This window comes from Arthrobacter sp. LFS091, assembly GCF_047977885.1.
Taxonomy (GTDB): domain Bacteria; phylum Actinomycetota; class Actinomycetes; order Actinomycetales; family Micrococcaceae; genus Arthrobacter.
The window spans coordinates 140,546-163,648 of record NZ_JBFPFP010000010.1 but is presented as its reverse complement, the minus strand read 5'-3'; the positions used below and the strand labels follow the sequence as shown (position 1 = coordinate 163,648).

At 63.8% G+C, this 23,103-nt stretch carries 19 protein-coding genes; 10 read left to right on the top strand and 9 right to left on the bottom strand.

Going from position 1 to position 23,103, the window contains the following annotated elements:
* The gene (ybaK, locus tag ACNQOP_RS18725; RefSeq protein ID WP_257368351.1) at window positions 1-495 is read left to right on the top strand and encodes a Cys-tRNA(Pro) deacylase; all 495 of its coding nucleotides are present in this window, start codon (window positions 1-3) and stop codon (window positions 493-495) included.
* Between the two features lie 6 nt (window positions 496-501).
* Here ybaK and ACNQOP_RS18720 read toward each other — a convergent pair whose 3' ends face one another.
* Window positions 502-1,788 carry an alpha/beta hydrolase family protein gene (locus ACNQOP_RS18720; RefSeq protein WP_416405413.1) on the bottom strand — a complete coding sequence of 429 codons (1,287 nt, stop codon included), beginning with the start codon at window positions 1,786-1,788 and terminating at the stop codon, window positions 502-504.
* A 120-nt stretch (window positions 1,789-1,908) separates the two neighbouring features.
* On the opposite strand from ACNQOP_RS18720, the gene ACNQOP_RS18715 reads away from it, so the two are divergent.
* The 9 genes from ACNQOP_RS18715 to ACNQOP_RS18675 all read left to right on the top strand — a co-directional run bounded on the left by ACNQOP_RS18715 (window position 1,909) and on the right by ACNQOP_RS18675 (window position 11,991).
* The gene (locus ACNQOP_RS18715; protein WP_416405412.1) at window positions 1,909-2,400 is read left to right on the top strand and encodes a hypothetical protein; all 492 of its coding nucleotides are present in this window, start codon (window positions 1,909-1,911) and stop codon (window positions 2,398-2,400) included.
* A gap of 14 nt (window positions 2,401-2,414) precedes the next feature.
* Entirely contained in the window at window positions 2,415-2,855 is a 441-nt protein-coding gene (gene msrB / locus ACNQOP_RS18710) for a peptide-methionine (R)-S-oxide reductase MsrB (RefSeq protein WP_257368355.1), read from the top strand.
* 201 nt (window positions 2,856-3,056) lie between these two features.
* Window positions 3,057-4,424 (top strand): DUF6421 family protein, encoded by a 1,368-nt coding sequence (locus ACNQOP_RS18705; protein ID WP_416405411.1) that lies wholly within the window; start codon window positions 3,057-3,059, stop codon window positions 4,422-4,424.
* The gene (locus ACNQOP_RS18700) at window positions 4,424-5,152 is read left to right on the top strand and encodes an SDR family NAD(P)-dependent oxidoreductase (protein ID WP_416405410.1); all 729 of its coding nucleotides are present in this window, start codon (window positions 4,424-4,426) and stop codon (window positions 5,150-5,152) included. Before ACNQOP_RS18705 ends, ACNQOP_RS18700 begins: the two co-directional genes overlap by 1 nt.
* A gap of 10 nt (window positions 5,153-5,162) precedes the next feature.
* Window positions 5,163-6,275, top strand: coding sequence for a threonine aldolase family protein (locus tag ACNQOP_RS18695; RefSeq protein ID WP_374111504.1), 1,113 nt, complete (start codon window positions 5,163-5,165; stop codon window positions 6,273-6,275).
* 63 nt (window positions 6,276-6,338) lie between these two features.
* A complete protein-coding gene (locus tag ACNQOP_RS18690; protein ID WP_211714097.1) occupies window positions 6,339-6,995 on the top strand; it encodes a DUF3000 domain-containing protein in 657 nt (218 codons plus the stop codon).
* 80 nt (window positions 6,996-7,075) lie between these two features.
* Complete coding sequence (locus ACNQOP_RS18685; protein ID WP_257368363.1) at window positions 7,076-8,401, top strand: HRDC domain-containing protein; 1,326 nt, start codon at window positions 7,076-7,078, stop codon at window positions 8,399-8,401.
* A 177-nt stretch (window positions 8,402-8,578) separates the two neighbouring features.
* Complete coding sequence (locus ACNQOP_RS18680) at window positions 8,579-9,850, top strand: thiolase family protein (protein ID WP_416405409.1); 1,272 nt, start codon at window positions 8,579-8,581, stop codon at window positions 9,848-9,850.
* Window positions 9,847-11,991, top strand: a complete 2,145-nt coding sequence (locus ACNQOP_RS18675; protein ID WP_284987294.1) for a 3-hydroxyacyl-CoA dehydrogenase NAD-binding domain-containing protein — start codon at window positions 9,847-9,849, stop codon at window positions 11,989-11,991. The genes ACNQOP_RS18680 and ACNQOP_RS18675 overlap by 4 nt, the downstream gene beginning before the upstream one ends.
* Window positions 11,992-12,119: 128 nt before the next feature.
* Here the strand turns inward: ACNQOP_RS18675 and ACNQOP_RS18670 are convergent, their stop codons facing one another.
* The 8 genes from ACNQOP_RS18670 to ACNQOP_RS18635 all read right to left on the bottom strand — a co-directional run bounded on the left by ACNQOP_RS18670 (window position 12,120) and on the right by ACNQOP_RS18635 (window position 23,066).
* Entirely contained in the window at window positions 12,120-13,097 is a 978-nt protein-coding gene (locus ACNQOP_RS18670) for an aldo/keto reductase (RefSeq protein WP_416405408.1), read from the bottom strand.
* A gap of 63 nt (window positions 13,098-13,160) precedes the next feature.
* Window positions 13,161-13,379, bottom strand: coding sequence for a hypothetical protein (locus tag ACNQOP_RS18665; protein WP_211714092.1), 219 nt, complete (start codon window positions 13,377-13,379; stop codon window positions 13,161-13,163).
* A gap of 33 nt (window positions 13,380-13,412) precedes the next feature.
* On the bottom strand, window positions 13,413-13,970 hold the full coding sequence (locus ACNQOP_RS18660; RefSeq protein ID WP_416405407.1) for a hypothetical protein: 558 nt from the start codon (window positions 13,968-13,970) through the stop codon (window positions 13,413-13,415).
* Window positions 13,967-14,536 carry a DUF402 domain-containing protein gene (locus tag ACNQOP_RS18655; RefSeq protein ID WP_416405406.1) on the bottom strand — a complete coding sequence of 190 codons (570 nt, stop codon included), beginning with the start codon at window positions 14,534-14,536 and terminating at the stop codon, window positions 13,967-13,969. Before ACNQOP_RS18655 ends, ACNQOP_RS18660 begins: the two co-directional genes overlap by 4 nt.
* Window positions 14,533-16,506 (bottom strand): 1-deoxy-D-xylulose-5-phosphate synthase, encoded by a 1,974-nt coding sequence (gene dxs / locus ACNQOP_RS18650; protein WP_416405405.1) that lies wholly within the window; start codon window positions 16,504-16,506, stop codon window positions 14,533-14,535. The genes ACNQOP_RS18655 and dxs overlap by 4 nt, the downstream gene beginning before the upstream one ends.
* Before the next feature lie 177 nt (window positions 16,507-16,683).
* Window positions 16,684-19,491, bottom strand: a complete 2,808-nt coding sequence (gene acnA / locus ACNQOP_RS18645) for an aconitate hydratase AcnA (protein ID WP_284987290.1) — start codon at window positions 19,489-19,491, stop codon at window positions 16,684-16,686.
* Between the two features lie 233 nt (window positions 19,492-19,724).
* Entirely contained in the window at window positions 19,725-21,092 is a 1,368-nt protein-coding gene (locus tag ACNQOP_RS18640; RefSeq protein ID WP_416405404.1) for a class I SAM-dependent RNA methyltransferase, read from the bottom strand.
* Window positions 21,093-23,066, bottom strand: coding sequence for an APC family permease (locus tag ACNQOP_RS18635; RefSeq protein ID WP_416405403.1), 1,974 nt, complete (start codon window positions 23,064-23,066; stop codon window positions 21,093-21,095). It lies immediately after the preceding gene.
* Window positions 23,067-23,103: the final 37 nt, after the last annotated feature.

Here is a 23,103-nt window from a genome sequence, read left to right as displayed (position 1 = left end):
ATGGCCAAGAAAATGGCTTCACAGGGGACGCCGGCCACTGCAGCGCTTGCTGCGGCCGGCGTCCCTTTTGTCCTGCACCCGTACGCGCATGATCCGTCCGCCTCCAGTTATGGACTGGAAGCGGCCGAAGTCCTGGGGATCGATCCCGCACGTGTCTTCAAAACACTCATGGTGGAGGTCGAGGGGCGTTTGGCGGTCGCCATTGTCCCGGTGTCCGGAAACCTTGACCTGAAGTCCGTAGCCGCCTCCCTGGGCTCCAAGAAGGCAGCAATGGCGGACCCCAAAGCGGCCGAACGCCGCACAGGCTACGTTCTCGGCGGCATTTCGCCGTTGGGTCAGCGCCAGCCCTCCCCCACTGTCCTTGACGACTCAGCCTTGGCTTTCGAGACCATCCTGGTTTCAGGGGGCCGAAGGGGTTTGGACATCGAACTTTCACCCGCTGACCTGGTCAGCCTGACCCAGGCCATTACCGCATCGATCGGCACGGGCAAGTAGCCGGGTTCAGTCGACCGGCCCTGGAACGGAGCCGTGCTCTGTTGAACCGCTCCGGCCGGGGTTGTTCCGGGGTGCCAGTTGCCGTCGCAGCCAGGACCGGACCAGCCGCTCCCAGCGTTCCGGATCAACGTTCCACTCCTTGGTGTGCCTGGCACCGTCAAAAGGCTCGAAGGTGACCATTTCCGGGTTCTTCTCGGCAAGGCTGGCTGATGGTCCGAAGGGAACGTAGTCGTCGTCGACGCTGTGGATGAGCAGGGTGGGCGTGCGCAGCTCAACGGCGCGTGCCTCCCAGTCCATCGCTTTCAGGTCCACCGGGGCCGCCAGTCCGGTGAGCCGGCGGCCCAGGGGGTGGGTCAACATCATCTGGCCGTAACGTCCCACGCTGTAGGGGATCCTGTTCATCTCGGCGTGGTGGGCCATCACATTTACCCAATTGATGACCGGTGCATCCAGCACCATCGCCCGGATAGCCAGGCGATGCTTGGACAGATCCGCGGTTTGCAGGCTGATGGCACCGCCCATGGACCAGCCGAACAAAACAATTTCACGTGCGCCGTTCTCCAGGGCATAGTCGATGGCGGCCTCCACATCGCGCCATTCCGTGGATCCCAGGCCATACCGTCCGTCCAGCGCCGAGGGAGCAAGCCCGTCGTTTCGATAGGAAATCACCAGGCTGTCCATTCCAAGTTCCCGTGCAACGGGCACCGCACGAAGTCCTTCAATGCGGGTGGCACCCCTGCCGTGGACCATGATGGCCCAGACCGGTGCCGGCACCGAGGCTTCGGCGCGGATCAACCACGCAGGCGCCTTGCCGCCGTCGATCTCTATGTCCACATTTTCGGCCTCAAGGCCCATGGCAGCCGGGTCCGGATAGGTAGCACCGCTCCACCAGGCCCGGCGGGCTTCGGAAAGCTCGCCGCTGTAGACTTCCTCGACTTCCCGCAGCACGGTTTGTTCGGCGGGCGAATACGAGACGATCCGCCCAATCCTCGCGTGCCCTGCACCCCCTGAAAAGAAGAGGCTGTAGGTGCCGTCGATGATGCTGTCCGGGGTGGCCGCAAGGATGACTTGGGGCCCGTCGTCACCGCGGATGACGGCCAGGACTTCCTGGTCTTCGTGACGTGCTGCGGGGGTAATGACCCGACGGGCAAAGTAGACGGCGAGCGCCGAGGAGCCTGCCCCCAGCAAGCCAGCAACGGTCCCGCCTGCCAGGAAGCCGCCAATGGCCCATTTGGTGCGGGGGGACAGTTTCTTCTCTGCAGCGTCGCTCGCTGACCGGGATGTCGATGCCATGGTTCCATTGTTGCCTTTTCAGGGCACCGTCCAGTGCAGGCAAGGACCGCGCGGCGTCCTGTTCGGGATGTTGGGCGCCGAAAGCCTGCGGGTCAGGTTGCCCGGGACTACGCTGTAGCCATGAGCGATCCCATAGTCATCCTGACGGAAGAGCCCCTTGGCCCCGAAGACCGTGTAAATATTTCCAAACTGCTCGACGGCGGTGACTCGCCATTGGTTGTGTTGGTCCCTTCCAATACCGAACGGCATCTCCTGGTGGACTTCCTGGAGAACCTCTCGTTGCTTGATATCGCCAAGGCGTTCCGCGACCTCACTGCGCAGTCGCCTGACCCCGAGGTGGAGCGGGCGGAGGCTTCGGAGACATTAGCGGCCTCTCTGGCGGCCTTGGCCGGCTTGGGCGGTGGCGTGACCGGGGAGGTAATCGACGGCGATGCCGTGGCCGGCTTGGTGTCGAAGGTGCGTTCGGTGAACGCTGCCCAGGCCGTTGTCGTGACGCGGCCGCATGCCATTGCGGACACCTTCCACACGGACTGGGCCAACAAAGCACAGGATCAGCTGGGCCTCCCCGTATTGCACCTGTACGCAGGTTCGGGATTTATCGGCGACTCGTGAGCGTTGGAGAAGACATGAACACTCCTGAGAACACCAGCAAGACATCATCTGCGGCCGTGGAGAAGACCGACGCCCAGTGGCGTGAGGAGTTGACGCCGGAGGAATTCCGGGTCCTGCGGCAGGCGGGTACCGAACGCCCCTACACCGGCGAGTACTGGGATACGCATACCGAAGGCGTCTATCAGTGCCGGGCGTGTGGCAGCCAGTTGTTTACCAGCAAGGAAAAGTTCGATTCCCACTGTGGCTGGCCGTCCTTCTGGGCCCCGTTGGCTGAGGGCACTGTCCGGTATCTCCATGATCGGACCATGGGGATGGACCGGGTGGAAGTACGCTGCGCCACGTGCGATTCCCATTTGGGGCACGTTTTCGATGGCGAGGGTTACGACACCCCTACGGACCAGCGCTTCTGCATCAACTCCATCTCGCTCCGCCTGGTAAATCCGGAAGAGAGCTGACCGGGCTCCGGACGGATCGCCGCGGCGGTCCGTCCGGAACTTCACTGGCCGGTTTCAACTCTTGTGTCCTTGATCTCAAATGCCTTTCACGGATGTCATGACCAAGAGTTTCTTACGCTCAGCCCATTTTTGAATTAGCAATACTTTTCGCTTGCTACGCTCGGCCCAGAAGCAATCACTACTTCGAAAGGGCCGAGTTCCATGACGATTACCGCCACCCCCACCCTCCCGCGTGTCACCGCCGACAACGCCGAGTGGACTTCACTCAAGGCTGCGGCCACCGCCCTGCAGGCGCACCAGGAACAGGACGGCTCCATTGCCGATCCTGCAGCCCACGGCGAAGCCGGCCGCCTCGTAGCCACGATCTCGGAGGCCATCACCGCACTGGCCCCACACTTTCCCCATGACGCCCGATACCTCCAACTGCTGGTCGAAGACTTCGGCCGGTGGGCAGCCGAAGGTTTCGGCGTACCGGACTTCCTGGACTCACTCCAGGCCTTCCAGCCGCAGGAGCAGCGCGTTGACGGCCTGCAGCACCTGGTGGTCTTCCCCATGTACACGCAGAACGGCAGCACCAACCGGCTGGTCGAAGCAGTCCTGATCGATGTCATTTGGCCGGAGTTCATTGGCGGCCTGGAAGCAGGCGACTACTCGAACAAGCTCTTCGTCCCCATCCGCTTCGTGGACTTCACCCCGGGCTACGACACCAACTCGGCGGTCCTCTTCCCCGAGACCGTCGCCGTCCGCGAGACGCCCACCTTCACATGGGGGGCCATTTTCGCCGACCGCGAGGCCGCCCGCTTCCGCCGCGTGCTCAAAGCCGCTGCCGAGACCACGTCCCTGGAATTGCCGGCTGACGCAGCCCAGCTGATCTCCGACCAGGAGCTCACCCAGCGGACGTTCGTGATGTGGGACCTGATCCACGACCGCACGCACATGCGCGGCGACCTGCCCTTCGACCCGTTCATGATCAAGCAGCGGATGCCTTTCTTCCTCTACTCGCTCGAGGAACTGCGCTGCGACCTCACCGCGTTCCGGGAATCCGTCCGCATAGAAAAGGACGAGACCGCCGATCCCGATGCCCGCAAGCACGCAAAGCTTGTCCAGTACGCCGTGATTTTCGACCGGATCTTCCGCTTCGCCATCACCGGCAGCCGTGTACGCAATTACGACGGACTCGGCGGCCAGCTCCTGTTTGCCTGGATGCACCAGCACCGGGTCCTGCACTGGACGGACAGCAAGCTCAGCATTGACTGGGACGAAGCAGCCGCCGTCGTAGTGGAGCTTGGCGCACAGATCGAGGAACTATACTGGCGTTCCATTGACCGTCCCAAGGCAGCGCACTGGCTGGCCGCTTACGAGCTCATTTCGAGCACCGTGACCCCGCACCCGGCGTCCGTTTGGGCGAAGGGCCCGGACGCCCTTCCCCTGGATGGAGCGCCGCGTGGCCTCACGGACCAGGTCCTGGACGATGAATTCCCGCTGTCCATGTTCTACGAAGCACTGGAGAAGAAAATGCGCCCCGTGATCGAATCCACCACCGGCATCACCGGTTCGACGGCGGCCTGATGACCGCATTGACCATTTTGGTGACGGGCGGCAGCAGCGCTTCGGGCGTTGCCGCCGCCCGTGCGCTAGCTGCAGCAGGGCACCGTGTCATCACGGTGGGATCGGATGAAGCCCGCATCAAGGCCGCCGCGGCTGAAACCGGCCAGGACGTCACCCCCTTGGTGTGCGACCTCGCCAGCCTTGAGGCGGTTCGCGAACTGAACTCCGATCTCGAAAAGCTGCACATTGGGGGCGTCGACGGAGTGATCCACCTCGTCGGCGGTTGGCGCGGCGCAAAGGGTATCGAGGATCAAAGCGACGACGACTGGGACACGATGGAACGCAATGCCGTCACGACCCTGCGCAACGTCTCCAGGGTCTTCTACGGCCAACTCGAAGCATCTGCGCACGGACGGCTTGCAATGGTGTCATCCACAAGCGCCTCGGCCCCAACCGCTTCAGCCGCCAGCTACGCTGCCGCGAAAGCTGCAGCGGAAGCCTGGACCCTGGCGGTAGCCGATGGTTTCCGCCGCGAACAGTCGGGCAACAAGGACGCTCCCACCGAGCAACACAGCGCCGCGGTGGTCTTCGTGGTGAAGGCCCTCGTCGACGCCGGCATGCGGGAGGCGCATCCCGAACGGCGATTCCCCGGGTACACGGACGTCGAAGACCTGGCTGCTGCCGCCGTCGGCCTTTTTGAACAAGCTGCCAGCGAACTGAACGGCCAGCGCATCCTGCTGGCCAAATAGACTTGAAAGCGTGAACGAACCAGTGACAAGCACAACAGAGGCAATCCTCAGCGCGCCCGGCACGGCCGGGCCGGTACAACTGCACGATCCGGCGGTCCGTGGATTTGCATCGGATAACTATTCCGGCGTGCACCCCGAAATTCTTGCTGCCTTGGCCGCCGCCAATGGCGGACACCAGGTTTCCTACGGCGAGGACGTGTACACGGCCAGGCTCCAGGAGGTCCTGGAGCAGCAGTTCGGGCCTGGTATCGAGAGCTTCCCCGTCTTCAACGGCACGGGCGCCAACGTCCTGTCCCTGCAGTCCCTGCTCCCACGGTGGGGCGCTGTTATCTGTGCATCCACCGCGCACATCAACATGGATGAGAATGGGGCTCCGGAGCGCATCGGTGGAATCAAGCTCCTTCAGGTGCCTACGGACGACGGCAAGCTCACTCCTGAGCTGATTGACCGCGAAGCATGGGGTTGGGGCGATGAGCACCGCGCCCAGCCCCTGGTCGTCTCCATCACCCAAACCACTGAGCTGGGTACCTGCTACACGCCCGAGGAAGTACGCGCCATTGCCGACCACGCCCACTCCAAGGGCATGAAATTGCATATGGATGGAGCCCGGCTGGCCAACGCAGCGGCTCACCTTGGGGTGCCCCTGCGCGCATTCACCCGCGACGCCGGCGTGGACATCCTCTCCTTTGGTGGCACCAAGAACGGGCTGCTCTTCGGTGAGGTCGTGGTGGCATTGAACCCCGAGGCAGCGGACGGCCTGAAGTTCCTGCGCAAGATGAACATGCAACTCGCATCCAAGATGCGCTTCATCTCCGCCCAGTTCATCGCCTTGCTCGAAGATGGACTCTGGCTGCGCTCCGCTGAACACGCCAATGCCATGGCGGCCCGCCTCCGCGCCGCCGTGGAAGAGATCGACGGCGTTGAACCTACCCAGGCGACGCAGTCCAACGGGGTCTTCGCCATCCTCCCCGAGGGCGTAGCCGACCGGCTTCGGAAGTCATTCGCGTTTTATGACTGGGACGCCGCCCGGCGCGAAGTCCGGTGGATGTGCTCCTTCGACACCACGCCAGAGGACATCGATGCCTTCGTTGAAGGGATCCGGCGCGAGCTTGGGTCCAAGTAACCCTTGCGCTTCGGGGCGGCGAGCCTGCACAGAATCGCCGCCCCGGACGCATAATCTGCGAGGGTGAACGCCCTCGCACAGGTTCCCGCGGATTTTCTCTTCGCCCTGGGAACGCTACGCAAAGCACAATGCCGCAGCGAATTGCGGCTTGAGGAGATCCCTGCCCCGGCCCGGCTGGCGCCCTATGCCGTGGCCTTGGGCGCGGAAGTGTTCAGTCCCACCGCGGCCACCCGGCAGGTTCCAGTCCACGGGCCAGCCGCCAAAGCTTTCGCCCAAAGCCACGCCAACAGTCCGTCCACGGACGACGACGACGAACTCGCCACGGGCCGCTTCATCCTCCTGCACGACCCCGACGGGTCCGCAGTTTGGGAGGGCGAGTTCCGCATTGTCACGTACATCCGGGCCCAAATGGACGCCGAAATGGGCAATGATGCCATGCTGGGCTCCGTAGCGTGGACGTGGCTGGTGGATGCGCTCGAGAACCATGCGGCTCCCCATCGTGCGGCCGGAGGCACGGCCACCAGGATTCTTTCCGAGAGCTTTGGCACCTTGGCAGAACGACCGGACACCATCGATATCGAACTCCGCGCCTCCTGGACGCCGGCCAGCGCCGACGTCCAGGCCCATCTGGAAGCCTGGTCCGACATGGTCTGCACCTTCGCGGGACTGCCGCCCCTGCCCCCGGGGGTTACCGGACTACCCAACAGGAGGCTCAATTGACCCCGGAACATTCCACTGGCCACCTCACCGGCGCCCGCGAAGCATACCGTTGTGACGGGAATCGGTAAGCTTAAGCCACCATGACCCCTGAAAATCCGGAAAACACCACAGCCGGCGATCCGGCTGCTGAAACCACCACCCACATCAAGGTCGACGGCTTCGACAGCCACGTCCCCGAAATCATTGATCTTGACACCCCGCGCGAAGGCGTGCCCCTGGTCATCGACACCCCGGCGGGATTGGAGCGGTGCGCCGCTGCAATCGCCGCGGGCACTGGACCGGCAGGAGTGGACGCGGAGCGCGCCTCAGGCTTCCGCTACGGCCAGCGCGCCTTCCTGGTCCAGATCCGGCGTGAAGGCGCCGGTACCTGGCTGATCGACCCCGAGCCCTTTGACGACCTGGCGATCATCAACGACGCCCTCCGGGGCGTCGAATGGATCCTGCACGCTGCCACCCAGGACCTGCCCTGCCTGTCTGAGCTGGGCATGTGGCCTGACAAACTTTTTGACACAGAACTGGCTGCCCGCCTGGCAGGCCTCCCCCGCGTCGGGCTCGCCGCAGTGATCGAGCAACTCCTCGGGTTCGGCCTCGCCAAGGAGCACTCCGCTGCTGACTGGTCCACCCGCCCCTTGCCCGAACCGTGGCTGCGATACGCCGCCCTGGACGTCGAGGTCCTCGCCGAACTCCGCGAAGAACTGATCGAACTCCTCGAAGCGGACGGCAAGCTCGAGTACGCCGAACAGGAATTCGCCGGGATCCTCGCTGCCGGTATTTCCCCGCCGCGGGTCGACCCATGGCGCAAGACCTCCGGCCTCCACCAGATCCGGGACCGCCGCCAACTGGCCGCAGTCCGTGAACTCTGGCTGGAACGCGACCAGCTGGCCCGCAAGCGCGACGTCGCACCCGGCAGGCTGATCCCGGACTCCGCCCTCGTGGCCGCCGCCAAGGCCATGCCCACCACCGTCCCCCAACTGCTTGCCACCAAGGGATTCCATGGCCGCTCCGCCCAACGCGAGGCACCCCGCTGGCTGCGGTGCATCACCACCGCCAGGACCCTCACGGACCTCCCTCCCCTGCACCTGCCCACCAACGCACCCCCGCCCCCCAGGGTGTGGGTGGACCGGGATCCTGAGGCGGCCGCACGCTTGGCTACCGCGCGGCCCGCACTGCAGGCCCTGGCAGAGGAACTTAATCTTCCTGTCGAGAACCTCCTGACCCCCGACTACCTACGCCGGATCACCTGGCGTCCACCGGCGGACGTTTCGCTCGAATCGGTCTCCTCTGAGTTGCGGACCCTTGGCGCACGGGAGTGGCAAATCTCCTTGACTGCCCCGATCCTTACCGCCGCGTGCTTGAATCCGGATCCGCTTCCAGCCAAGGAATCAAAACCTAAGGACGCCAGCTGATCGTGCCGCTGAAAGGCCCGCCACCCGAACCACCGTTCGGGTGGCGGGCCTTTCGTTTTCCGACCTATCTTCGAGCAGCCTTGCAAGCTAAGTTACCCACGAGTAACATTGCCATCAATGCCAACCGGATGTCCGCAGCGCGGGCTCCGGCGCCATGTCTCAACGAGGAGTTAATACATGAGTCCAGCACGCAGCGCCCAGAGGAACATCCGCGACGTCGTTTTCGTCGACGGAGTCCGCACCCCCTTCGGCAAGGCCGGGGACAAGGGCATCTATGCAGGAACCCGCGCCGATGACCTCGTGGTGAAATGCATCCGTGAACTGATGCGGCGCAATCCGTCGTTGCCCGCCGACCGTGTGGACGAGGTCGCCATAGCGGCAACCACCCAGACCGGGGACCAGGGACTTACCATCGGCCGCACTGCCGCCCTGCTGGCCGGACTCCCCCGCACAGTTCCCGGTTTTGCGATCGACCGCATGTGCGCAGGAGCCATGACAGCAGTCACGACGACGGCGAGTGGCATCGGCTTCGGTGCCTACGACGTCGTCATCGCAGGCGGCGTCGAACATATGGGAAACCACCCCATGGGGGCTGGGGCAGACCCCAATCCGCGGTTCATGTCCGAGCGCCTCGTGGACCCGGCGGCCCTGAACATGGGAAACACTGCCGAGAACCTGCACGACCGCTTCCCCGCCATTACCAAGGAGCGGACCGACGCCTACGCCGCCGGATCCCAGGCGAAGCTCGCAGCCGCCTACTCCAACGGCCAAATCCAGCACGACCTGGTACCCGTCGCGACCATGAAACCCGGACAGGGCTGGGCCCTCCACACCACCGACGAGCCCCCGCGCCCCGGGACCACGGTTGAGGACCTTGCAGGGCTCCGCACACCATTCCGCGCGCATGGGCGGGTCACCGCAGGCAACGCCGCAGGGCTCAACGACGGCGCCACGGCCGCGGTGCTCGCCTCGGCCGATGCGGCCGAAGAACTGGGGCTCCCGGTCAAGATGCGCCTCGTCTCCTACGCCTTTGCCGGCGTCGAGCCTGAAGTCATGGGCATCGGCCCGGTTCCCGCAACGGAGAAAGCACTCCGGAACGCCGGCCTCGGCATCGAAGACATCGGATTGTTCGAAATCAACGAAGCGTTCGCCGTCCAGGTCCTGAGTTTCCTTGACCACTTCGGCATTGCCGACGACGATCCCCGGGTCAACCGCTACGGTGGCGCGATCGCCGTCGGCCATCCGCTGGCTTCCTCGGGCGTTCGGTTAATGAACCAGCTCGCACGCCAGTTCGAGGAAGACCCGTCGGTCCGCTACGGCATCACCACCATGTGCATCGGACTGGGCATGGGTGCCGCCGTCATTTGGGAAAACCCGCACCACGCCGAGTACGAATCTTTTGCCACCGACCAGGCCACCACTGCCACCACCGAAGGAGCCGCAGCATGAGCGCCGCCGAATTCCAGAAGCTCGCCGCCCTCTTCCCCGACGAAGTCGTCACACATTCCTACGTCCAGGACATCGACCTCCCGGGCGGCGTGGGAACGTTCGCCCTGATCACCTTGGACAACGGGTTGGACCACTCCAAGCCCACCACTTTGGGTCCCAACACACTGGTTGAGCTCGGCGGCGTCCTGGACGGCCTCAAGGATCGGGCATCCAAGGGCGAAATCGTGGGCGTGGGCGTAACCGGCAAGCCTTACTTCCTGGTGGCAGGTGCGGACCTTTCAGCTGTGAAGACGCTGAAGGAGCGCGAACATGGACTATGGATGGCCCAGCTCGGCCACGCCGTCTACGCCACCCTCGCCGACCTCGGCGTTCCAAGCTTCGCCTTCATCAACGGCCTCGCCTTGGGCGGCGGGCTCGAGATCGCACTGCAGTCCACCTACCGCACAGTCTCCACCGGCGCTGGTGCCCTTGCCCTTCCTGAGGCCTTCATCGGACTGGTCCCCGGCTGGGGCGGCGTGTACATCCTCCCGCGCCTCATCGGTCCGGAGAACGCCGTCAAGGTGATGATCGAGAACCCCCTGAGCAACAACAAGACGCTCACCGGACCTCAGGCCTTCGAGCTCGGAGTTGCCGACGCGATCTTCGAACCTGCCGACTTCGTTGAACAGTCGCTGGCATGGGCGGCGCGCGTTATCTCCGGCGAGGTCACGCCTGAGCGGAAAAACTCGGTGGACGCCACCGAAGAAAGCGTTGCCACCCGGTGGGCGGCGTCGGTCGCAGCAGGACGTGCCTTCGTCGAGGCAAAGACCTCCAATGCCTCCCCCGCGCCGGCCAAGGTCCTGGACGTCATGGAAGCCAACCGCACCATGACGCAGGCCGAGTCCGCCGCACTCGAATGTGAGACACTCGCCGGACTCATGCAGACCGACGAGTTCCGTTCCACGGTGTACGCGTTCCTGGATCTGGTGCAGAAGCGCTCCAAGCGTCCTGCCGGTGCCCCGGACCGTAAGCTCGCCCGTCCTGTGACCAAGATCGGCGTGGTCGGCGCCGGACTGATGGCCAGCCAACTCGCATTGCTCTTCGCCCGGCAGCTCAAGGTGCCCGTGGTGATGACCGACATCGACCAGACCCGCGTGGACAAGGGCGTGGCGTACGTCCACGCCGAGGTCGACAAGATGCTGGCCAAGAAGCGCATCAAGCCCGACGCCGCCAACAGGACCAAGGCACTGGTGACCGGCTCCGTTTCCAAGGAAGCCTTCGCCGACGCCGACTTCGTCATTGAAGCCGTTTTCGAAGAACTCCACATCAAGAAGCAGGTCTTCGCCGAGGTGGAGGAGATCGTCTCCCCCGAGTGCATCCTCGCCACGAACACGTCTTCTCTGTCCGTGACCGCCATGGCCGAAGACCTGAAGCACCCTGAGCGCCTGGTGGGCTTCCACTTCTTCAACCCCGTGGCCGTGATGCCGCTCCTGGAGATCGTGCGGGCACCCAAGACCGACGACGCCGTCCTGGCCACTGCTTTCGAACTCGCCAAGGGGCTGAAGAAGACCGCTGTCCTGGTCAAGGATGCTGCCGCTTTTGTGGTGAACCGGATCCTCCTGCGCCTCATGGGCGAGGTCATCGCGGCGTTCGACGAAGGAACCCCGGCAGAGGTGGCCGACACGGCGCTGCGGCCGATGGGCCTGCCCATGTCACCGTTCACCCTGAGCGCCATGGTGGGCCTGCCAGTGGCCCAGCACGTCCAGGAGTCCCTGCATGCCGCCTTCGGCGACCGTTTCCCCGTATCGCAGAACCTGCAGAAGCTCATCGACAACGGCGTGAAGTCCCTGTGGGTCACTGGCCCCGATGGAACCCCCTCCATCCCAGCCGAGACCCTCGCCATCATGTCCTTTGGAAACACCCCGTCCACGGGTGAAGAAGTCCTGCGACGTACCCAGGACGCCTTGGCCGAAGAGATCGGGCTCATGCTGGCAGAAGGTGTCGTCGCTGGCCCCGAGGACATTGACCTCTGCGTGATCATGGGCGCAGGTTGGCCGATGTTCCTGGGCGGGATCACCCCGTACCTGGACCGCGTTGGCGCCTCGGAGCGAGTCAACGGCAAGCGCTTCCTTGCTCCGGGAGTTGCTTCAGCCCCCGCCTAAAACAGAACGCTCCGGCAATCCCGAGGCAAAAAACGGAACGCTCCCTCACCACGGTGAGGGAGCGTTCTGCTTTTAGGGCTGTTTTGTGAGCGAGGGATGCAATATAGCGGGCGGGACGTGAGCGAGGGCTAGAAGAGGGCGACCTTCGGGGCCTTCGGAAAGATGTCGTCCAGTTCGGTCCGGTCTTCCTGAGTGGGGACCCAGCGTACGGCTTCGGCGTTCTGGCGGATCTGCTCGGGACGCGTGGCCCCGGCGATGACGCTGCTGACACCAGGCTGGGCGGCCAGCCAGGAGAATGCGAGCTGAAGTTCGGTGATGTCCCGCTCCTTGGCGAACTGGCCGAAGCGACCCAGCTGCTCCCAGTCCGCGTCGTGGACCAGGTTGGTGCGGGTATGGCTCAGCCGCGAGCCCTCGGGCGCCTTCCCCGCCGAGTATTTTCCGGTGAGCAGCCCGTTGGCCAACGGGAAGTACGGCAGGACACCCAGGGAGAAAGCTCCGGCCGCGGGTAGGACTTCGAGCTCGGCACGCCGGTCCAGCAGGTTGTAGTGGTTCTGCGTGGAAATGAAGCGGGTTCCGCCGGCTTGGCGGGCAACATACTCTGCCTGGGCGATCTGCCAGCCGGCAAAGTTGGAATGGCCAATGTAACGGACCTTGCCGCTGGAAACCAGGTCATCCAAAGCAGCCAACGTTTCGTCGATGGGGGTCCGGGGGTCCGGGGTGTGGAACTGGTAGAGGTCGATCCAATCCGTGTCCAGCCGGCGAAGCGATGCCTCGGCGGCCTTCACGATGTACCGGCGCGAACCGCGGGCGCCAAAATCGTTGCCGTTGACTCCGCCCATGTCCATGCCGAACTTGGTGCCGATTACGACGTCGTCGCGGCGGCCCTTCAAAGCCGTGCCCAGCATGGTCTCACTCAGGCCAGGCTCACGGCCGTAAACGTCGGCAACATCGAAGAACGTCACCCCGGCGTCGAGGGCGGCGTGGACCACGGCGTCCGTGCCTTCCTGTGACTCCGTGGGGGTGTTGGCGCGGCCGAGGTTGTTACAGCCCAGCCCAACTACTGAGACGGTCAATCCGGAATGGCCAAGGCGTCGGTATTCAGTCATGGGTTTAGCCTATATCGGCGGTCCAAGCAGCTAGTAACCCCAGGCAACAAACACTTCCGCCCCTTAGCTGCGGCCGTAGGTGATTCCCGATTCCTCCATGGCGTCCTCAAGCTGGGCAATGGCCACGGGCCCCATCCCATGGAGTTTGGTGGCTTTCAACTCGCCGAATTCGGCCAGCTGCTCCAGTGTCTCGATCCCCTCGTGGGCCAGCGCACGCTTGGCCGGCGCTGCGAGGCCTTTGGGCAAGGGGGTATGGCCGGGCCAATTGCTTTTGGACGACATGGAGTGATCCCTTCTGGGCGCAATGGTGCTTACTTAGAGAGTAAAGCCCACACCTTGCTTCGGCGAGTGCTTAATCTTGAAAGCGCTCGGGTCACTGTGCGGGGCCGCAGCGATGGTGAGCTTGGTGAAATCCAGGTCTTCACCGCGGACACAGATCTTGATGGCGTTCACGGCTTTGTTGACGTCCGGGCAGAGGCAGAAGATGTTCAGCCGGGAGTTGCCGATTTCCGAACGGTCCACCACACCAAGGCCCCGCCACGCCAGTTCGGCGGTCAGCGCAGTCTTGGCCTTTCGTTCGAGGTGGCGGTCCCGCTCGGTACCCTCCTTGGTCTTGAGGGCCAGCTGTGCCACCACCCAGAACTGTTCGGATTCGGGAATTTCCGCATAGCCGTCTTCTTCGCATTGCGCGGCAAAGGCCGCCATGAGACCTTCCACGGAGGAATCGTCGTCGACGGCGGTTTCATCGGTGCTGCTCTGGTGGCCGACCACTCCGTGATTGATGACGAACTGCTGGTCCTCGTCGTCGTACCAGGCTTCCCGGAAGTGAAGAACCCCGTCGTCGCGCTTGTACGTGCGGATAATGCCGCTCATGCTCGTCCTTTCCTGAACCACTCTGCGCTGGTGCTGCCGGCACCGGCCATGTCGAAGGGGGCTTCCATTTGTTGTACCGCCTGGAAAAGGGCAGCGCATTCCGCCCGCATGGCCGCAACCGTGGTTTCCGGGTACGCCATATCGGTCCGATGCTGTTCGAATTCGTCTTCGTCATCCACGAAAACGCCGTGCTTGGTGGACCGGATGACGTCCAGGTCCATGTCGATCATATGAAACTCGGTGACGCCGGGCTTCAGTTGATTCCAGGCATGGGCAGTGGCGAGATCGACGTAGATCCGGAAGTCGCCCGGGTAGCTGTCGTCATAGAAGGTCGCCACGTACTCCCCCGTGCGCGGGATGAGCAGGACAGCGTCCGACGCCGTATAGAAGGCCGCGCCCGGACGGGAACAGAATTCCCCAGCACCTTGGAAGACCCACCAGCCGTGGATGTCCTCGCCCAGGTAGGTTCCCGGGACCACCCAGTGGGCCTTGCCGTTCCATTTCCGGTTCCTCGACACCACGAGGTCGCCGGGCTGCAGTGAGCCCGGCCCGCGGTCCCCACTCACAGGGTGGGCATACTTCCGGTGGTGGGGTGCTCCTGGCCCGGCAACGGCCGGGCAAACGGGACCTTTGTCCCCAAAACCTGGGCTACGACGTCGTGGGTTATTTTCTGGGCAGTGAGTCCCACCCGCTCCAGGACCTGACTGCGCGATCCGTGCACCAGGAACTCGACAGGCAGGCCGACCTCGTTGAGGGCGGTATCGACGCCCGCGGCGCGCATTTCCTGCCTGATCCGGGAACCGACGCCCCCGGCCCGGACACCGTCTTCAATACAGATGACCAAGCGGTGGCGGGCGGCCAAGGCAATGATGGACTTACGGACGGGCAGGACCCACCGGGGGTCAACCACCGTGGAACTGATACCTTGGGCTCCCAGGCGATCGGCGACGTCGAGAGCGATTTCCGACATGGCGCCAACGCTGACGATCAGGACGTCGTTCTCGGTTGAACCCTCGGGTCGTCGGGCCAGGACGTCCACGCCGTCATGCAGGCGCTCAATGGCCTCGACTTCAGAACCGACGCTGCCCTTGGAGAAACGGACCACGGTGGGCGCGTCGTTTATGGCCACGGCTTCGCGGAGTTCCTCACGGAGCCGGGAAGCGTCGCGCGGAGCAGCCAAGTGAAGTCCGGGCACGATCTGGACCATAGCCATATCCCACATGCCGTGATGGCTGGGGCCGTCCGGGCCGGTGACCCCGGCCCGGTCCAGGACGATGGTGACGCCGGCTTTGTGCAGCGCCACGTCCATGAGGAGCTGGTCGAAGGCCCGGTTGAGGAAGGTGGCGTACACCGCCACGACGGGGTGGAGACCGCCAAAGGCCATGCCCGCGGCGGAAGTCAGTGCGTGCTGCTCCGCGATACCGACGTCGATGACGCGCTCCGGATGGCGCTCAGCGAACTTGTGCAGGCCGACCGGAATGAGCATGGCGCCGGTGATACCTACGATGTCGGAGCGTTCGTCGGCGATGTCGGCGATTTCCTCAGCGAACACCGACGTCCAGGACCTGGCACCGGGCATCTCAGTGGATTCGCCCGTCTCGGGGTCGATGATGCCCACCGCGTGGAATTGGTCAGCCTCGTTGGCGAGGGCCGGCGCGTAGCCGTGGCCCTTCTCCGTCATGGCGTGCACGATCACAGGGCCACCGTAAGCCTTCGCCGTGCTGAGCGCGTGTTCCATGGCCTGGAGGTTGTGCCCGTCGACAGGACCGATGTATTTCATGCCCAGGTCTTCGAACATGCCCTGCGGGGCCCACCAGTCCTTGATGCCCTTTTTCATGGCGTGCAGGCTCTTGTAGGTGAACTGGCCTGCGGGGCCACCGTTCTGCAGCCTCTTCTTCCACCAATCCAGCATGCCCTCATATGCCGGGGCTGTTCGCAACGAGTCGATGGTGGGGCGCAGGGACGCCAGGTAGTCGGCGAAACCGCCCACCGTGGGAGCGTAGGATCGTCCGTTGTCGTTGACGACAATGACCACCCGACGCCGCTTGTCCGCGGCAATGTTGTTGATGGCCTCCCACGTCATGCCGCCGGTCAACGCGCCGTCGCCCACTACCGCGACGACGAACCGGTCACCTTCGCCGGTCAGCTGGCGGGCGCGAGAAATACCATCAGCCCACGACAGGGACGAGGAAGCGTGCGAGCTTTCAACGATGTCGTGTTCCGATTCGGCGCGTTCCGGATAGCCCGAGAGTCCGCCTTGCTGGCGGAGCGTGCTGAAGTCCTGCCGGCCGGTGAGGAGCTTGTGCACGTAGGACTGGTGACCGGTGTCAAAAACAATGCTGTCCCGCGGGGACTCAAAGATCCTGTGGATAGCGAGCGTCAGTTCCACAACGCCCAGGTTGGGTCCCAGGTGTCCACCTGTGGCGGCTACGTTGGTGATCAGGAATGCCCTGATTTCTCCGGCCAGTTGTTCCAGCTCGGTGCCGGACAGTTTGGCCAGGTCCTGTGGATCCTTGACGGCTTCCAAAAGTCCCAACGGCCCTCCTTAGGGTGTATGACGTGCTTGTTAACTTTAGCGCGTGCCCGGCTTCCGCGCGTTTCACGCGCAGGCGGCTCGCGGACGGGTGTGTTCCGGACGCCAACAGCCCCGGCTGGTCAGGCGACCGGCCGGGGCTGTCTGGCACTCGGAATCAGCTGGAAACCAGCGTGTTCCTTATGCGGAGATCTGGCGGAGGACGTACTGCAGGATGCCTCCGTTGCGGTAGTAGTCCGCTTCGCCCGGGGTATCGATACGCAGTACGGCATCGAAGGACTTGGCGGAACCATCTTCAGCCGTGGCCGTCACCTTGAGCGTCTTCGGCGTGGTGCCGTTGTTCAGCTCGGTGACGCCTTCGACGGCGAACGTTTCCGTACCGGTCAGGCCCAGCGTTGCTGCCGACTCGCCAGCGGGGAACTGGAGCGGGAGGACACCCATACCGATCAGGTTGGAACGGTGGATGCGCTCGTAGCTTTCGGCGATGACAGCCTTGACACCCAGGAGCGCGGTACCCTTGGCTGCCCAGTCGCGGGACGAACCGGAGCCATATTCCTTACCTGCCAGCACTACCAGCGGAATGCCGGCTGCCTGGTAGTTCTGGGCTGCGTCGTAGACGTAGGCCTGCGGCGCGCCTTCCTGGCTGAAGTCGCGGGTGAACCCACCCTCAACACCGTCCAGGAGCTGGTTCTTGATGCGGATGTTGGCGAACGTACCGCGGATCATGACCTCGTGGTTGCCACGGCGTGAGCCGTAGGAGTTGAAGTCCTTGCGCTCCACGCCGTTGGCCAGCAGGTACTGACCAGCCGGGGTGTCCGACTTGAAGGAGCCGGCCGGGGAGATGTGGTCCGTGGTGACGGAGTCGCCAAGCTTCAGGAGCACGCGGGCGCCCGAGATGTCCTGGACGGGATCCGGCTGAGCCTTCATGCCCTCGAAGTATGGGGGCTTCCGCACGTACGTGGAGTCCTCGGCCCAGGCGAAGGTGTCACCGGCAGGGGTGTCCAGTGCCTTCCAACGGTCGTCGCCGTCGAAGACGCCTTCGTAACCCTTGGCGAACATGGCCTCGTCGATGGAGGAGTCGATGACTTCCTGCACCTCGGTGGGGTTCGGCCAGATGTCCTTGAGGAAGACCTCGTTGCCCTCGGAGTCGGTACCCAGGGAATCGGTGTCGAAGTCGAAGTCCATGGAACCGGCCAGGGCATAGGCGATGACCAGCGGCGGCGAAGCCAGGTAGTTCATCTTTACGTCCGGGTTGATACGGCCTTCGAAGTTGCGGTTGCCCGAGAGCACTGCCGTAACGGAGAGGTCGTTGGCCTGGATGGCTTCGGAGATTTCCGGCTCCAGCGGGCCGGAGTTACCGATGCAGGTAGCGCAGCCATAACCAACGATGTAGAAGCCGAGCTTCTCCAGGTACGGCGTGAGGCCGGACTTCTCGTAGTAGTCCGTGACGACCTTCGAGCCCGGGGCAACGGAGGTCTTTACCCACGGCTTGGACGTCAGGCCCTTGTCCACGGCGTTGCGGGCCAGGAGGGCAGCCGCAAGCATGACGGAAGGGTTGGACGTGTTGGTGCAGGATGTGATCGAAGCGATCGACACCGCACCGTGGTCCAGTTCGAACTCGCGGCCGTCTGCGGTGGTGACCTTGACGGGTGAGGACGGACGGCCGTGGGCACCGTTGGCGGCGGACGCTACGCGCGCCGTCTCCGTGGTGTGCGAATCGGCGTGCGTAAACGACGGTGCGTCCGATGCCGGGAAGGACTCGTCCAAGGACTCGTCAACACTGCCGTCCTCGATGGCGACGTAGTTGTGGATGTCCTTGCGGAACTGTTCCTTGGCATCCGTAAGCTCGATGCGGTCCTGGGGACGCTTGGGGCCCGAGATGGACGGAACCACGGTGGACAGGTCCAGCTCGAGGAACTCGGAGAAACGGAGTTCGCGGGAAGGATCGTGCCAGAGGCCCTGTTCCTTGGCGTATGCCTCCACGAGCGCGACGTTCTCTTCTGAGCGGCCGGTCAGGCGCAGGTAGTCCAGAGTGACGTCGTCGATCGGGAACATGGCAGCCGTGGAACCGAATTCCGGGCTCATGTTGCCAATGGTGGCGCGGTTGGCCAACGGCACAGCTGCGACGCCTTCGCCGTAGAACTCGACGAACTTGCCCACGACGCCGTGCTTGCGCAGCATTTCGGTGATGGTCAGGACGACGTCAGTAGCGGTGGCGCCTGCGGGGATGCTGCCGTTGAGCTTGAAGCCTACAACGCGGGGAATCAGCATGGAGACGGGCTGGCCGAGCATCGCTGCCTCGGCTTCGATGCCGCCAACGCCCCAGCCCAGGATGCCCAGGCCGTTGACCATGGTGGTGTGCGAGTCCGTACCGACGCAGGTGTCGGGGTAGGCGCGGAGGACTCCGTCGACCTCACGGGTCATGACGGTGCGTGCCAAGTACTCGATGTTGACCTGGTGGACGATGCCGGTTCCAGGGGGAACGACCTTGAAGTCGTTGAAGGCGGTCTGGCCCCAGCGAAGGAACTGGTAGCGCTCACCATTGCGCTGGTATTCGATCTCCATGTTGCGCTCCAGTGCGCCGGAGTTACCGAAGGCGTCGATCTGGACGGAGTGGTCGATGACCATTTCTGCGGGCGCCAGCGGGTTGACGCGCTTCGGATCCCCACCGAGCTCCTTGACGGCTTCGCGCATGGTGGCGAGGTCGACGATGCAGGGAACACCGGTGAAGTCCTGCATGATGACTCGTGCCGGGGTGAACTGGATTTCCGTGTCGGGCTCCGCATTGGGATCCCAACCGGCCAGGGCGCGGACATGGTCGGCCGTAATGTTGGCCCCATCCTCAGTCCGCAGGAGGTTTTCAAGCAATACCTTAAGGCTGAACGGAAGGCTGTCAGCGCCCTCTACGGAGTTCAACCGGAAAATTTCATAATCGGTGCCGGCTACATTCAGTACGCCTTTGGAACCGAAGCTGTCCACAGTGCTCATGGCAGGACTCCTCTCGCAACAGTTTCATCTTTGTCGCGTGGTTGGCCGCTAGCCAGTTAGGCGGACCTTACTTAGCCGGGCGGCATCATTGTTGGTCATCCCGGTCCGCCGCCGTGTTTCCAGCGGAGCGGGACTACTAAGCCCATCGTAGTGGCATAAATCCCGCCAGGGGCAGGTGCCCGGACAAAGCCGGTTCCGCCCGCACTGATCCAGCAGGCGGGCGGCATCCGGGCTTACTGTGCAGGAACGATAAGTCCCACGGTCTCCAGGTGGTGGGTGTTGGGATAGAGGTCGAAGGCCCGCAACGACTCGAGCCGCCACCCACCCTGCTGGAAGTAACCCAGATCACGCGCAAAGGAGGCTGGATCGCAGGACACATAGGCGATCGCACGGGGTCCGGAGGCCATGAGTTGCTTGACCACGGCTTTGCCGGCTCCGGCGCGGGGCGGATCCAGCACCAGGGAATCGAAACTGCGTGGACGCTTGTGCAGCACCCGCTCTACCCGCCCCTGGACGATCTCCACCTGCGGTTGGCCATGCAGGTTCTTTCGGGCGTCGCGGCTTGTTCCGGGCGATCCTTCCACCGAGAGTACCGATCCGGTGACCCCGACGGCGTCGGCCAGCGGGGCGGTAAACAGCCCTGCACCGGCATAGAGGTCTGCAACGGTGGAGCCAGGTTGCAGGTATCCCCCGCCGGAGAGGAAGTCCGTCACAGCACCTACCAGGGTCTCCGGAGCGTCCTTGTGGATCTGCCAGAAACCCTCGCCGGATACCCGGTACTCGTGACCTGCCGCGCTTTCCTGCACCCACGTCCGCCCCCGCAACTGCAGGACATCGCCCTTGCCGGGATCGAAACTGGCGACCGAGACGTCGTGGGGCAACTGCGAAATGATGCTGTGCAGCCGCTTGGGACCAGTTCCCTCCTCCGGGGCAAGGAGGATCAGGGGCCGCGACCCGTTGGCAGGCACCGCGACTTCGACGCGGGCGATGCCTGACAAGTCCACATCCCACAGCCGGAGTTCGTTAATTCCGTGAAGAGCCAGCGGCATCTCCTTGACGGGGACCACCACATCGGAGCGGTGCGCATGCATGCCCAACCGTCCTTTGGAGGTCACCGCAAAGCCGGCGCGCGTACGCCAGCCGAGTCCGCCGTCGTCGTTCCGGCCGACCGCCTCCACCTCGGTGGTGATGTCCATACCGGCCAGCCGCTTGAGCTGTTCGGCCAGCACCTCCGATTTAAGTGCGCGCTGCCGCGGAAGCGATATATGGCCCAGTTCGGCGCCACCCACGGGAGGACCGCCCCGTCGCCAGGAACCCAGGGAATCGGCCGGCTTCCAGAAGTGCGGAACGCGGTCCGGCGAAGCCTCCAGGACCTCGACGACGTCGGCGCGCCAGAAGCGCGACGAGTCGCCGGAGTCGGTCAGCCGGACCCGGACTTTCTCGCCGGGGATCCCGTGGCGGACAAAGATGACACGACCTTCGTGGCGCGCAATGAAGTGGCCGCCGTGGGCGATGGGGCCCACGTCCACCACGAGTTCAGGTCCGGGCCCTGCCTGTTCCTTGCTGTCCTGGTCATGCGGGGAATTGCTGTGGGACGTCATTTAGGTATCCTGCAGTGCCTTTGCTTCTTCGGACGACTTCAGCTGCCACGGAACGCTGGCAACCATGACTCCGGGTTCAAAGTGGAGCCGCGTCTTGATTCTGAGTGCTGTCTGGTTATGGACCAGTTGTTCCCACCATTTACCCACGACGTACTCCGGGATGTAGACCACGATCAGGTCCCGGGGCGAATCGCGGCGCATGTTCTTGATGTAGTCCATGATGGGGGTCACGGTTTCACGGTAGGGGCTCGCGAGAACGGTCAGTGGAACCGGAATTTCAAGCTTTTCCCAGTCCCGGACCGTGTGTTCCGTCTCCTCGGAGTTGATGTCAACGGTGATGGCGTCCAGGCGCGATGGCCGTGACGCGCGGGCGTACGCCAATGCGCGCAGCACCGGCTTGCGCACATGCGAGACGAGGAGGACAGCGTGCACCCTGGTGGGAAGCGCCCGTGGTGAGGAGTCTTCGTCCACCGCGAGTTCCTTGGCCACATTGTCATAGTGGGCCCTGATGCTCCACATGATCAGGAACAGGATGAACATGGCGAGCAGCGCGATCCAGGCGCCCTGTTCGAATTTGGTGATCAGGACGATCACCAGCACCAAACCCGTCATGCCGAAGCCCACCATGTTAATGGTGCGGGACTTGATGATACGGCGGCGGATGGCCTTGTCTCGGGCAAGTTTGAGCTCGCGCCCCCAGTGCCGGATCATGCCAAGCTGGCTGGCAGTGAAGGAGATGAAGACCCCGACGATATACAGCTGGATCAGCTTGGTGACATCTGCGTTGAAGGAAAGAATCAGCACCAGCGCTCCGGCAGCCAGGGCCAGGACACCGTTGCTGAACGCGAGCCTGTCGCCGCGGGTCCGGAGCTGGCGGGGAAGATAGCCGTCCTGGGCCAGGATGGAGCCCAGTACGGGGAACCCGTTGAATGCCGTGTTGGAGGCGAAAACCAGGATCACACCGGTGGCAGCAACCACGATGTAGAACGGAATGGAGCCTGCACCAAAAATGGTGTCCGCGATCTGGCTGATGGCGGGATTCTGGATGTATCCCTCCGGCAGCGGCTTGCCATCAACCAGGAACTCGGTGGCGGGGTCCAACACAATGTGGACCTTGGTGGCGTTGGCCAGGAAAAGGATGCCGGCGAGCATCGCCGCCGCGATGGCACCGAGCAGCAGCAAGGTAGTGGCTGCGTTCTTGCTCTTGGGCTTCTGGAAGTTGGGCACGCCGTTGCTGATGGCCTCGACGCCGGTCAAGGCTGCGGCGCCCGAGGAAAACGCCCTCAGCAGGAGGAATGCTCCGGCCAGGCCCACCAGGCCTTCGTCAAAGCCGGATTGCGGGACGATGGTGAAGTTCGCTGACTGCGCTTCTCCCAGCTGCCCGGTAACAAACTGGAAAATGCCCACGGCTGTCATGCCCAGGATTGAGGCCATGAAGATATAGGTGGGGACGGCGAAAACCGAGCCGGCTTCCTTGATTCCCCGCAGGTTGACCAACGCCAGGATGACCACGCCCACGGTCGCGATGAGGGCTTGCTGGCCGTGCAACGAGGGGATGGCGGTGGTGACATAGGCGGCGGCGGATGACATAGACACCGCCACGGTCAGGACATAGTCCACCAGCAGCGCCGAAGCCACCGTCAGTCCCGCATACTTGCCAAGGTTGACGTTGGCGATTTCGTAGTCGCCGCCACCTGAAGGGTAAGCGTGGACATTTTGGCGGTAGGACGCCACCACTGTGAGCAAGACCACCATGACGGCGAGGCCCACCAGCGGGGAAAACGCTACTGCGCTGACCCCGGCAAGGGCCAGCGTCAGCAGGATTTCATCCGGGGCGTAAGCCACCGAGGACAAGGCGTCCGAGGCGAAGATCGGCAAAGCAATGCGTTTGGGCAACAAGGTGTGGGACAGTCGATCGTTCCGGACCGGCCTGCCCACCAACACCCGCTTCGCGGCATTCAAAATTGTCAGCACTCCGCAAAGCTACTCTGAATCCCCAGGGATGTCATGA

What these genes read in the sequence shown, in the direction of transcription:
- ybaK (WP_257368351.1), top strand. Translation starts at nt 1, where the DNA reads ATGGCCAAGAAAATGGCTTCACAGGGGACGCCGGCCACTGCAGCGCTT.
- ACNQOP_RS18720 (WP_416405413.1), bottom strand. Translation starts at nt 1,788, where the DNA reads ATGGCATCGACATCCCGGTCAGCGAGCGACGCTGCAGAGAAGAAACTG.
- ACNQOP_RS18715 (WP_416405412.1), top strand. Translation starts at nt 1,909, where the DNA reads ATGAGCGATCCCATAGTCATCCTGACGGAAGAGCCCCTTGGCCCCGAA.
- msrB (WP_257368355.1), top strand. Translation starts at nt 2,415, where the DNA reads ATGAACACTCCTGAGAACACCAGCAAGACATCATCTGCGGCCGTGGAG.
- ACNQOP_RS18705 (WP_416405411.1), top strand. Translation starts at nt 3,057, where the DNA reads ATGACGATTACCGCCACCCCCACCCTCCCGCGTGTCACCGCCGACAAC.
- ACNQOP_RS18700 (WP_416405410.1), top strand. Translation starts at nt 4,424, where the DNA reads ATGACCGCATTGACCATTTTGGTGACGGGCGGCAGCAGCGCTTCGGGC.
- ACNQOP_RS18685 (WP_257368363.1), top strand. Translation starts at nt 7,076, where the DNA reads ATGACCCCTGAAAATCCGGAAAACACCACAGCCGGCGATCCGGCTGCT.
- ACNQOP_RS18680 (WP_416405409.1), top strand. Translation starts at nt 8,579, where the DNA reads ATGAGTCCAGCACGCAGCGCCCAGAGGAACATCCGCGACGTCGTTTTC.
- ACNQOP_RS18675 (WP_284987294.1), top strand. Translation starts at nt 9,847, where the DNA reads ATGAGCGCCGCCGAATTCCAGAAGCTCGCCGCCCTCTTCCCCGACGAA.
- ACNQOP_RS18670 (WP_416405408.1), bottom strand. Translation starts at nt 13,097, where the DNA reads ATGACTGAATACCGACGCCTTGGCCATTCCGGATTGACCGTCTCAGTA.
- ACNQOP_RS18665 (WP_211714092.1), bottom strand. Translation starts at nt 13,379, where the DNA reads ATGTCGTCCAAAAGCAATTGGCCCGGCCATACCCCCTTGCCCAAAGGC.
- ACNQOP_RS18660 (WP_416405407.1), bottom strand. Translation starts at nt 13,970, where the DNA reads ATGAGCGGCATTATCCGCACGTACAAGCGCGACGACGGGGTTCTTCAC.
- acnA (WP_284987290.1), bottom strand. Translation starts at nt 19,491, where the DNA reads ATGAGCACTGTGGACAGCTTCGGTTCCAAAGGCGTACTGAATGTAGCC.
- ACNQOP_RS18640 (WP_416405404.1), bottom strand. Translation starts at nt 21,092, where the DNA reads ATGACGTCCCACAGCAATTCCCCGCATGACCAGGACAGCAAGGAACAG.